We start from the raw sequence: 10,900 nt of genomic DNA on the forward strand, positions 1-10,900 counted from the left end.
AGTAGGTGTTTTTGATCCTGCAGCAGGCCCTGGCAGGGATTGCCACGACCGTGGGGCAATCGAGGCTGGAGGTAGGTGCCGAAAAACCGGTGGTACGCGGTCCTCGGACGGGAGACACTCACCAGCTATGTCGACGACGCCTCCGCCCGGCCCGCTGTGTACGCGTGATTCACTCGCCTCGGAGCTGCGTGACATCGGCCTACGCCCTGGTGAGACCCTCCTCGTGCACTCCTCCCTCAGCTCGCTCGGCTGGGTCTGCGGCGGCCCCAGCGCTGTTGTGTTGGCACTGCTCGACGTCCTCGGCGACGACGGGACGTTGGTGGTACCGACGCATTCCGGGGACAACTCTGATCCGGCGAACTGGAACAGTCCGTCCGTGCCTGAGGCATGGTGGGCGGACATCAGGGCATCGATGCTGCCTTACGACCCGCGCACCACGCCCACGCGCGGCGTGGGCGCGATCCCCGAGACCGTCCGTAACTGGCCAGGGGCTGCCCGCAGTGCGCATCCGCAGACCTCATTCGCGGCCATAGGCCCGCGCGCCTCCACGATCCTGGACGGCCACGCTCTGGACTGCCGGCTTGGCGAACGCAGTCCGCTTGCCCGTTTGGAAGACGTCAGGGCGCGGATCCTCCTGCTGGGCGCGGCCTTCGAATCCTGCACGGCGTTTCACCTGGCCGAGTGCCGGATTCCCGCACCGCAGGTCGACAACTCCTTCGCCATCATGACCCCACAGGGCCGCCGCTGGAGCACCGTGCGAGATACGGCGATCACCGATGACGGCTTCGATGACCTGGGCGCGGCCTTCGAGCAGGAACGCCCCATAACACGAGGTACGGTGGCCGCAGCCGAAGCTCGGCTGTTCTCCCTGACTGACGCCGTCGCATATGCCCAGGTCTGGTTGGCCGAGCACCGCCCAAGCGCGGCATCGATCCCAATGCTGTCCTGAGAGTAGATCAGCTGGTGCGCTTGGCTTTCCTCGTCCAGTTGTCGGTGCGGGGGCTCTTGCGGGTCAGGCGTCGGGTCATCATGGTGATGAGTGCCCAGTTCAGGTGTGCTTCGGAGTGCTGGGGCAGGCGTTCGTAGTCGCGTGCGTTGCGGCGGGCGTTCATGCACCAGCCGATCGTCCGCTCGACTTTCCAACGGCGAGGAAGGACGACGAAGCCCTTTGTGCCCTTGGGCCGGGAGACGATGCGCAAGGTGAGCCAGAGGCGTTCGCGGGCCCAGTCCACGAGTTCGCCGGCATAGCCGCGATCTGCCCAGACCTGGGTGATCTGCGGCTGAGTGAGACGCAGCCGCCAGAACACGTCGCGGGCGGCGTCACGGTCCTGGATGTCGGCGGGCGTCACCGTGATCATCACCGGCAGGCCGAGCGTGTCCACCGTGATATGTCGCTTGCGACCGTTGATCTTCTTCGCGGCGTCATAGCCCCGGCTGTTGCGGCCCACGGTGGAGGCGCCCTTGACCGACTGGGAGTCCACGATCAGCGTCACCGGGTGCGGGCAGCGGCCCTTGCCGGTACGGATCCTCCGGCGGAGCTGATCACGGATGTAGGTGACAACCCCGGCCCGGCCTCGACCGGTACAACGCGACCGCGTCCGCCTTGAACTCGGTGGGGTAGTGCTTCATCCCCACGGGGACTCCGTTCTCCTGGACCATCAAGATCCAAGTCTCTCCAGTGTCCAAACTCCGGGGTCGGGGCCCGACCTTCGTCTCGCCCGCGGTTGCCGCCGGGCGGCGGCTCTGCCCGGGACGCGAGCAGCCGTAGGTGAGGGTGTCGTGGCCGTACGCGTCAGGCGGCCCGCCCACCGCACGGGCCGGCCCTACGCATAGGTCGCTCTCGGCCCCAGGGCCGTAGACGACGAAGTTGCCCGGAACGCTTTGCGTCCCGGGCAGCCTGCGTGGGCGGCGGCCGCGAAGCTCCTGGGGAAGTTGCAGGTCCCGGCCGTCTCAGGCCGCGGACGTTGGATTCGCCGATTCGGCGGCGCGGCGGTATTCGGCGTTGATGCGCTGGGCTTCTTCGAGCTGGTCTTCGAGGATGACGATGCGGCAGGCAGCCTCGATGGGAGTCCCCTGGTCGACAAGCTCCCGGGCACGGGCGGCGATGCGCAGCTGGTAGCGGGAGTAGCGGCGGTGTCCGCCTGCGGAGCGGAGCGGGGTGATCAGGCGGGCTTCGCCGATGGCGCGGAGGAAGCCCTGGGTGGTGCCGAGCAGCTCGGCGGCCCGGCCCATCGTGTAGGCGGGGTAGTCGTCGTCATCGAGACGGCCGAACGAGTCGTCTGCTGTCATTGCACCTCTCTGGAAACGCCTGGAGGGGCCCTGGCGCCATTGGCACCAGGGCCCCGAAGGAACTGCTACACCATCTGCCGGCCCTGATACTGCACCGGCCCTCTCTTTCCGCACCAGCTCACGGGGGATGAAAGCGTGTGCGGGGATCGCGGTTGCTCGACCGGAGACCACCTCACTATCGATGTCCTGCGGTACCCGGGCTCAGGACTTCCGCCCGGGCGATCCTGACGGCGCTCGGCTCCTCCGTTCTTCCCTCGGTGATCAGCTGCTTACCAAGCGGGGGACTGCGTACTGCTGGTACTGCTCTACTGCGCACTGCTGGTGATGCGAACTGCTCCGTGGCCTGTGACAGCGCCACTCTCCGGCAGCCAGCCCCGTCGCCCGTCCTGCGTCTGCTCTGGCTTGGAACCCCACTGCCGAACCTCCCGGTGCGCGCGTCCGCAGCCGACGCCTTCACCGAGGTGCTGCTCACTGACTTCACTGCTGGGTACTGCGAACCGCACTTACGGGTACTGCCACCGCGTTGACTGCGGTCTTGCTCACGGCGGCCCCTGATCACTGCGGGCCACCCGGTCCGGCCGTCAGTCCCGTCGCCGTCCTGCAACAACCCTGGCTTCGGAACTCCACCACCGCACCGTCCTGCGCACTGCAACTGCGTACCGCTGCCCGGCAGTTCATCTCTGCCAGGCCCCGTTGATCTCGGCTACGAGAGAAACCATAACCACACCACCACCCAATGTCTACTCTGGCCAACATAGATTTTCGCGTGCCCGACAGCGAGATAATCGACCTCAAGGCTCTCAAGCGCGGCATGTTTGGCCGTGCCCGCCTCCCCCTCCTGCGCAAGCGGCTCCTGCTGACCGCCGCCAGCCGCCGACCACAGACCGCGACGGTCGTCGCAGCGAGCTGATCACTGTGATGAGAGACCGGTCACCGCCGCCGAATCCGTCAGTCATTACGCCGGTCATCGACGTGAACCTCCAGATGCGGCCACGCCGTGGCCAGGCGCGAAAGGTCGCCGGCCGCCGGCACGGTCACCGAACCCAACGACCCGTCCGGACTGAAATGGACCAGTGTCCCGGTCGTGCCGTCGACCTCAACGGGCTCAAGATCGGTGACGGGGACGCCGTTTTCGTAGCGCTGAGCCCAAGCCCCGTTGAGGCGGCGGTTGGTATGGGCGAGCCACTCGCTGAGCGCCGCAACCACGGACATGCCGCGCCGAGGATGGCCGTCAGGCAGCACCTCGACCTGCGGGAAATCGAAGAACCGGAGATCCTTCGTAGCCATGACCGGCTTCTTCACGCTCCGGCCGTGCTCGTCCACACGGGTGTCAGTGCCCCGTCCGTCATCCCGGACAGACAGGGAATCGTCTGGATGGAGAACGACGACGCAGTGTCCCCCGCCCTTGCTTGACGCTTCGTCGGAGATCGAGTCTGTGGCCTACGGGCTCCTGTGCGACATACCAGCCAGCGACAACCGGCGCCCCCATTTACGACTCGCGACCGCCGGGGTGAAGAATTCCGTGACGCTCAACCCGTAACAGCTGGGGGAAATCCCGCGACGATGCGTCCCGTTCCTTCTACTTCCCAAGTTTGGGTAAGACTTCACTAAACTGATGCAAGATGAAACAATAATGAGCGGTGTGCGACACCGTCCGGCCGGAATAGCGGGCACTTCTGTGCGCATTTTGCGATGTTTGTGGCGCTACATACCCGCCCTACTGTGAGATGATTGTGCAGGTTCCATGAATTCTCTATGGCGAGGGTCACGTTGCCTTCATGACTAACGTCGTTTTAGAGTCTCGCTCGACCATTTATTTTTGCTTTACGTCTGTGTGCGGGGGCCGCAGGTGTTTCGTCATGCCGTCACCCGTGCCGGGAAAGGAATTCGGGTGACTTCTCGTATTCGCAGGATGCTCCCCGTCGCGGGGGCAGCTGTCATCCTGGCGCTCGCGGGCACTCCGATGCTCGCCTCCGCCGACCCGCAGCCGACGGGCGGTCCTACGGGGGACACGCCGCCGTCCGCCGTGGAGGACTACGCCTACCCGAACGCGGATCAGATCCAGCGGGAAGCGGGCATCAAGCTGATCAAGGGCGACGGGCACATCACTCTCGCCACGTGCGACGACTCGGGCCGGCAGATCAAGGTCCTGACCGTGCAGGGCCCCAGCGGCAACCCCCAGAGCGCCTACTGCTTCAAGGCGAGTGCGAAGAGCGGCTACCTCAGCCTCGAACTCCCGCGTGTCTTCGCCCTGGAGACCACGGACCACCCCATCAGCGCCGATCTGAGGCCCCAGGCCGATCCCTCGGCACCGGCCAGGACAGTGACCGTGGGCAAGAACGGCTACCAAAGCGTGGGCGAGGGAGCCGCTGGCAGCGCACCGGCTGTCCTGCTGGAACTGCGGGTCACCGGCTGACCGGTCCGCCCGCCTCTCTCCTTTCGATCTCCCACGACAACGAGGAACCATCATGTCTGGCTTTCGTCCGCACACCGCGTGGACCAGCGGCCTGATCGCCGCCACATCACTGGCCACCGCCCTGACCACCACCCCCGCGACAGCTGTATCGGGCCCGCAGGCTTCTGACGCCGTCTCCGCCACCACCGCGCGCCTCGACATCGGCGGCCAGCACGGCTGTTCGGCCACCCTGGTCGCCCCGCAGTGGCTGCTGACCGCCGCGAGCTGCTTCACCGTCACCCCCGGCACCGCTCTCACCCCCGGCGCGCCGAAGCTGAAGACCACCGCCGCCCTCGGCAACAGCGCCCAGCAGGTGGTCAACCTGGTGCCGCGCACTGACCGCGACGTGGTCATGGCCCAACTGGCCAAGCCCGTCACCGGCATCACCCCCGTCCCGGTGACGGGCACCGCGCCCGCCACCGGGAACGAGGTCCAGACCGCGGGCTACGGCCGTACGCACGACGAGTGGATGCCCGACCAGGTGCACGCGGCCGCCTTCACCGTCCAGACCACCGGCGCCACCACCTTCGACTTGGCCGCGAAGTCGGACGGCGCGGCGGTCTGCAAGGGCGACTCCGGCGGCCCCCTGCTGAGCACGGCAGGCGGCCACACGGCGATCGTCGGTGTCAACAGCTCCTCGTGGCAGGGCGGTTGTCTGGGTACCGCCCCTGCCGAGACCCGTACTGGTGCCGTCGCCGCCCGCGCCGACGACCTGGCCGGCTGGGTTCAGCAGGTCTCCTACAGCACCACCTTCGCGGCCGCCCCGTGGAAGCACGCCGTGCAGATGACGGCCGGTTACTACACCGGCGACTCCGCGGGCGGTACCCGTCGTAAGGACATGATTGTCATATGGGACGACGGTGAAGTCACCCTCTACCAGGGCGGCGACGGCAATGATCCCGCCCATCCCTTCGCCGCCGAACAACGGCTGCAGCCCGAGAAGAGCATCTGGACCAAGGCCGTCTCCGTGACCAGTGTCAATACCGGCGGCGGCACGGACGGGCTCGTGGTGCGCTGGGTCGACGGTGAGATGACCCTGTACCCAACCGTGGACGCCAAGGGCTTCCACGGTGAGAAGCAGCTAGCCCCGCCGAAGGACGACACCTGGAAGGACGACGCGCGGCTGATGGCCGGGGCCCGCTTCACCCCGGGCGGCCACCGTGACGACCTGCTGGTGGACTGGAAGGACGGCCATGTCTCCGTCTTCAGCGACCTAGCGGTCAACGGGCTGAAGAAGCAGACGCAGATCGTCGCCAAGAACAACACCTGGACCTACGCCACCCAGCTCGCCACCGGCTCCTTCACCGGCAAGGGCACCGACGACCTGCTGGTGCGCTGGATCGACGGCGAGACCACCATCTACCCCGGCATGACCGCCAAGGCCCTGCCTGGCGAGATCAAGATCCGTCCCGCGAAGTCCAACTGGGCCGACGCCACCGTCGTCACCGCCGGCGCCTTCACCGGCAACACCACCGCCGACGACGTCCTCGTCCGCTGGAACGACGGACACGTCAGCCTCTTCCCCGCCGTCGACACCAAGGGCCTCCACAACGAAATCCAACTCGCACCCGCCAGCTGACGTAACCGGATACGGCTTTCGCGGGGGCGGTCCCCGGACCACCGGCTAACCGTCCCCGTCGTCGCCTGCCCGGTCGTCTCCCGCGTGACTCCCGCTTGACCACGGACGATATGAGAGACAGTTGAACGAGAAGAAATCCGCGAGCATCGCGGCGAGAAGGATTGCGCAAGGGGCACGGATGCTCTGTCTGTGCCTGCTGCCGCTTGCACTTGTAGTCGGTCTGCTCGGAAGTGCTGCCTCCCGTGCGGTGGCCGACGGCGGCCCGAACGGTGGCGGCAGTGCTGCCACTGACGAAGTGACTGACCGTGCCCGGGCGTTCGACCTGTGGTCGACGGGCGGCCCCGGGGTGCGGGCTGCCGCGGAAGTCGCTCTGACTGGCAGCGACGACGACCTACGGTACTTCCTCGACACGGCGAAGAACGCCACGCTCCAGGACGAGCGCGTTGCCGTGGCACAGCTCGCCAGCGTGGGCGGGCTGAACCTGCAGGACGCAGCCCGCAAGGCTCTGGACGGGACGCCGAACGACCTTCAGGGGTTCCTGGAGGAGGGCTGGCAGGATCCGTTCTTCCAGGATCAGCGGGTTCAGGTCGCGCAGATCATCGATGCGGGCGGCCCGGAGGTCCAGAAGGCCGGGCAGGCCGCGCTGAACGGGGCGCCGGATGGCATCAAGGCGTTCTTGTCGACGGGTCAGTACGAGCGGGGGGCGCAGGACGAGCGGGTCGAGGTCGCGCAGATCATCAGCGCGGGCGGCCCGAACGTGGCGGCGGCCGGCCGGATCGCGTTGAACGGTACGGCGGACGACATCCACGAGTTCCTCCAGGTCGGCCAGTACGTGGCGCGTGCCCGTGACCAGGAGCACGCCACGGTCGCCCAGCTGGCGGCCCAGGCCAAGGAGGCCGGCAGCAAGGCGGCCGCGCAGACCAAGGCGGCCAAGGAGGCCTCCGCGCGTGCCGTGACCGCGGCGAAGCTGGCCAAGGAGGCCGCGCAGAAGGCGGCGGCCGAGACCCAGGCAGCGAAGAACGACTCCCTGCACGCCGCCTCTGCGGCAAGCCGGGCGGCGTCTGCGGCCAAGCAGGCCGCGGAGGCCGCGCAGGAGGCGATCGACGCGGCGTCCGCCGCCAACAACTGTGCGCGCCTCGCGGCCAGCGCCGCCCAGCAGGCTGCCTCCGCCGCGGTGGGTGCCGCGCAGGCCGCATCTCGTGCGCAGAGCGCCGCCGCGGACGCGTCCACGGACGCGGGCAAGGCCTCAGCGGCACGCAAGGCGGCCGACGACGCCCGCAGCGCGGCCAAGGGAGCACGGCTGGCGGCGGACGCGGCCACCCAGGCCGGCAACGCGGCGGCCGAGGCTGGTAGTGCCGCGAAGGCCGCCGCCGATGCCGGCAGCAACGCAGACGCCGCCGCAGACGCAGCTGACCAGGCCAACACCTACGCCACCCAGGCCGGTGTCCACTCCAGCGAGGCCGGTGCCGAGGCAGCCGCGGCCCACCGCCACGCGCAGGAGGCCAACCGTGCCGCGAACGCGGCCGCGGCGCTGGCCGGTGAGGCGGCCGGCGCGGCCAACGACGCGCGCGATGCGGCCAACGCGGCGGCCACCCATGCGGACAACGCCGCCAAGGACGCCGATGACGCGGCCGCCCATGCCGGCCAGGCGGCCACCGCCGCCAAGCAGTCCGCGGCGCACGCCAAAGCCGCCCAGGACGCGGCCGACGTCGCCACCGCGGCCGTCGCCAAGGCTCAGAAGACCCACGACATCGCCGTCAAGATCGAGACGGAGCAGCTGACCGAGCGCACCAACGCCGGGATCGCGCAGGCCAAGGACCTCAAGGCCCAGCAGGACCAGCGCACGGCCGCGGACGCCACAGCCGCCCAGCAGGCTAAGGACACCGACGCCCAGGCCAAGAGCCTGGCCGGGCAAGCCGCACAGCCCGGAGCCGACCCCAAGGCCATCGCCCAGGCCGGCCGCAAGGCCGCGCTGGCGACGATGCAGAGCAGCGGGCCGTGGAGCAGGGGCGCCGCCGAGGAAGCCCTCACAGGCACCGACCAGGACGTCGTCGACTACCTCACCACCCGCCGTGCGCAGGCCGCCCAGCAGGACGACCGCTACCGCGTGCAGACCCTGGCGCAGGAAAGCTCCCTGGCCTCGGTGCGCAGCGCCGCCGAGGAAGTGCTCAAGGGCAGTGACGATCAGGTCTCGGCGTTCCTTGCCACCGGGCAGTACCAGGCCGGGGCACAGGACTTCCGGGTGGCCATCGCCCAGATCATCAACGCCGGCGGACCGGTGGTGCAGCAGACCGGCCGGACCGCACTGGACTCCAACGACCCACAGAAATTGCGGGAGTTCCTCACCAGCGGGCATTACCAGGCACGCACCCAGGACGAACGGGTCCGCGCAGCCCAGCTGATCGACAGCGGCGGCCCCGACGTCAAATCGGCCGCCCGGATCGCCCTGGAGGGCCCCGACGACCTGCTGGACCAGTTCATCCAGGTCGGGCAGTACAAGGCCCAGCGCCAGGACTTCCTCGGCGCCACCCACACGGCTCAGATCGCCCAGCTGATCGCGGATGCCGCCGGTATCGCGGCCACCGCCCAGCAGAACGCCGCCCAAGCCCACAAGGCCGCCGCCACCGCGGCCAAGGCCGCACAGCAGGCCGCCGACTGGGCGAAAAGGGCCGACGCATCCGGCAAGCAGGCCAAGGGCTACGCCGACCAGGCGGCCAAGTCGGCAAAGGACGCTCAGGCCTCCGCCGACCAGGCAGCCGCCTCCGCCCACACCGCCGCCAAGGCCGCCGCCTCCGCCAACCAGTCCGCAAACGACGCGGCCGTCTCCGCCCTCGACGCCGCCGGCTCCGCCCACTGGGCACAGGCGTCCGCCAGCGCTGCCTACACCGCCGGAGAGCAGGCCCGCGCCTCCGCCACCGCAGCCGGCAAGGACTACAAGGCCGCCGACCAGGCCTTCAAGGACGCCTTCCAAGCGGCCGTGGAGAAGAAGGAAGCCGAACGCAAGGCCGCCGAGAACGACACCGGAAGCCAGGCCGAAGCACGCTACCGCTGCGGCATCCTCGGCTGCGACGCCGTCGAACACCCGGCGCACTGGTGCCAGCACAACGAAACCCTGTGCACGATCCTCTCCCAGGGCCCCGGCGCCGAAGCCGCAGCCAAGCAGCTGTGGGTTGTGGAGAAGGACCTCCTCGGCCTCGGACAACTCGACGCCTGCAAAGGCGGCGACCCCGTCTCCTGCCTCCAGCTCGGCGAAGACCTCGTCCTCAGCTCGAAGTTCAAATACCTCGAACGAGGGATGCAAGCGCTGCAGGATTTGCGGGCCGCCCGTTACGTGAAGAGCTGCAGTCACTGCTTCCCCGCCGGCACCGAAGTCCTCATGGACAACGGCCGAACCAAGAAGATCGAGACCGTTGACCCGGGCGACACCGTCCTGGCCACTGACCCGCTCACCGGCCGCAGCGCTCCCCGCAAGGTCAGCCGTCTCATCATCACCGACGGCGACAAGATCTTCGACGAACTCACCATCACAACCCCCGACGGCCCCCGGAAACTCACCGCCACCTACGAGCACCCCTTCTGGAGCCCCTCAGCACACCAGTGGGTCAAGGCCCACGACCTCACACCCGGCACCACCCTCCTCAGCACCAACGGCACCACCGTCAGCGTCAAGGCCAACCACGTCTTCGACCAGCACACCCGCACCTACAACCTCACTGTCGAAGATCTCCACACGTACTACGTGCTGGCAGGAAATACGCCAGTGCTGGTGCATAACACCCAGTGCGATCCCCCGTTCCTGGACGCGGCGGGCGAAAACTACGTACGCAGCAAGCACATGCCAGGCGGCGCAAAGGCAGATGCCACGAAGGGCCTGTTCAACAAGGACGTCGATCTTTACAAGCTGTCAAACGACGCTGCCAAATTTGAACCCAAACTGCAAGACAACGGCAAATATGTCCGTGTCGGCAATGACTCCGATATCATCGGGACAGACGTCGAAACGGGTTTGCCGACGAAGACCTATACTGTCGTCACGGACAAGTGGGGAAATGTAGTCACCATGCACCCCGGCGTACCACGGTAGGGCGTACAGGGTCAGCCAAGGTCAATGAAAGGTGAAGCAATGCCACTCAGCATTCTGGTGCGCACCTATACGGGCGAGGTCCTGGCAACGTCATTACACCCTGCGATCGGCGCAATTTGTGAATCTGCGCGAAAACGAGGCCTGGTCATGCTCGGCTTCGTGGACAAGTACGACGACACAGTGTTCAACAGAACCCAGGTATCGCATATACGCGGAGAACTGGTCCAACTTCGTGAACTTTGCGACGCCGACGAGACGGTGGCGCTGTCGGAGCTGGTGAAGCTACTGGATGTGGTTTCGGAGCGTCCGCACAGATACCTCGTATTCAACGGCGACTGATCGAAGTGCATCGCGGGCGTGGGGCCCGCCCACTTGATGGGCGGGCCCCACGCCCGACGGCGTTCTCCGGCGCCGCCGACCTTGAGGTCGCGCCAGGACTGGCAGGTCGAGGCAGAAGTGCAGCACCATCAGCGGGTTCTAAAACAGCTTGTCA

At 67.7% G+C, this 10,900-nt stretch carries 8 protein-coding genes and 1 pseudogene; 6 read left to right on the forward strand and 3 right to left on the reverse strand.

From position 1 onward, the window contains the following. Positions 1–127 precede the first annotated feature (127 nt). Positions 128–949 (forward strand): AAC(3) family N-acetyltransferase, encoded by an 822-nt coding sequence (locus AQJ27_RS50990; protein ID WP_067385885.1) that lies wholly within the window; start codon positions 128–130, stop codon positions 947–949. A gap of 10 nt (positions 950–959) precedes the next feature. On the opposite strand, the pseudogene AQJ27_RS50995 reads toward AQJ27_RS50990, so the two are convergent. Beyond that, a pseudogene (locus AQJ27_RS50995) lies at positions 960–1,565 on the reverse strand (IS5 family transposase); the annotation flags it as partial. Between the two features lie 385 nt (positions 1,566–1,950). Further along, a complete protein-coding gene (locus tag AQJ27_RS51000; RefSeq protein ID WP_067385890.1) occupies positions 1,951–2,289 on the reverse strand; it encodes a MerR family transcriptional regulator in 339 nt (112 codons plus the stop codon). A gap of 736 nt (positions 2,290–3,025) precedes the next feature. On the opposite strand from AQJ27_RS51000, the gene AQJ27_RS57175 reads away from it, so the two are divergent. Then, entirely contained in the window at positions 3,026–3,199 is a 174-nt protein-coding gene (locus tag AQJ27_RS57175; RefSeq protein ID WP_159064680.1) for a hypothetical protein, read from the forward strand. Positions 3,200–3,237: 38 nt separating this feature from the next. Here AQJ27_RS57175 and AQJ27_RS60075 read toward each other — a convergent pair whose 3' ends face one another. After that, the gene (locus AQJ27_RS60075) at positions 3,238–3,576 is read right to left on the reverse strand and encodes a hypothetical protein (RefSeq protein WP_235614062.1); all 339 of its coding nucleotides are present in this window, start codon (positions 3,574–3,576) and stop codon (positions 3,238–3,240) included. Between the two features lie 604 nt (positions 3,577–4,180). On the opposite strand from AQJ27_RS60075, the gene AQJ27_RS51010 reads away from it, so the two are divergent. From AQJ27_RS51010 to AQJ27_RS57180, 4 genes are all read left to right on the forward strand, one after another. Next, positions 4,181–4,705, forward strand: coding sequence for a hypothetical protein (locus AQJ27_RS51010; RefSeq protein WP_235614063.1), 525 nt, complete (start codon positions 4,181–4,183; stop codon positions 4,703–4,705). A 52-nt stretch (positions 4,706–4,757) separates the two neighbouring features. Next, entirely contained in the window at positions 4,758–6,323 is a 1,566-nt protein-coding gene (locus AQJ27_RS51015) for a S1 family peptidase (RefSeq protein WP_067385894.1), read from the forward strand. A 295-nt stretch (positions 6,324–6,618) separates the two neighbouring features. Beyond that, the gene (locus AQJ27_RS60450) at positions 6,619–10,407 is read left to right on the forward strand and encodes a polymorphic toxin-type HINT domain-containing protein (protein ID WP_067385897.1); all 3,789 of its coding nucleotides are present in this window, start codon (positions 6,619–6,621) and stop codon (positions 10,405–10,407) included. A 39-nt stretch (positions 10,408–10,446) separates the two neighbouring features. Next, positions 10,447–10,746, forward strand: coding sequence for a hypothetical protein (locus tag AQJ27_RS57180; RefSeq protein ID WP_159055011.1), 300 nt, complete (start codon positions 10,447–10,449; stop codon positions 10,744–10,746). Positions 10,747–10,900 lie beyond the last annotated feature (154 nt).

This window comes from Streptomyces olivochromogenes, from assembly GCF_001514115.1.
Classification (GTDB): Bacteria; Actinomycetota; Actinomycetes; order Streptomycetales; family Streptomycetaceae; genus Streptomyces; species Streptomyces olivochromogenes.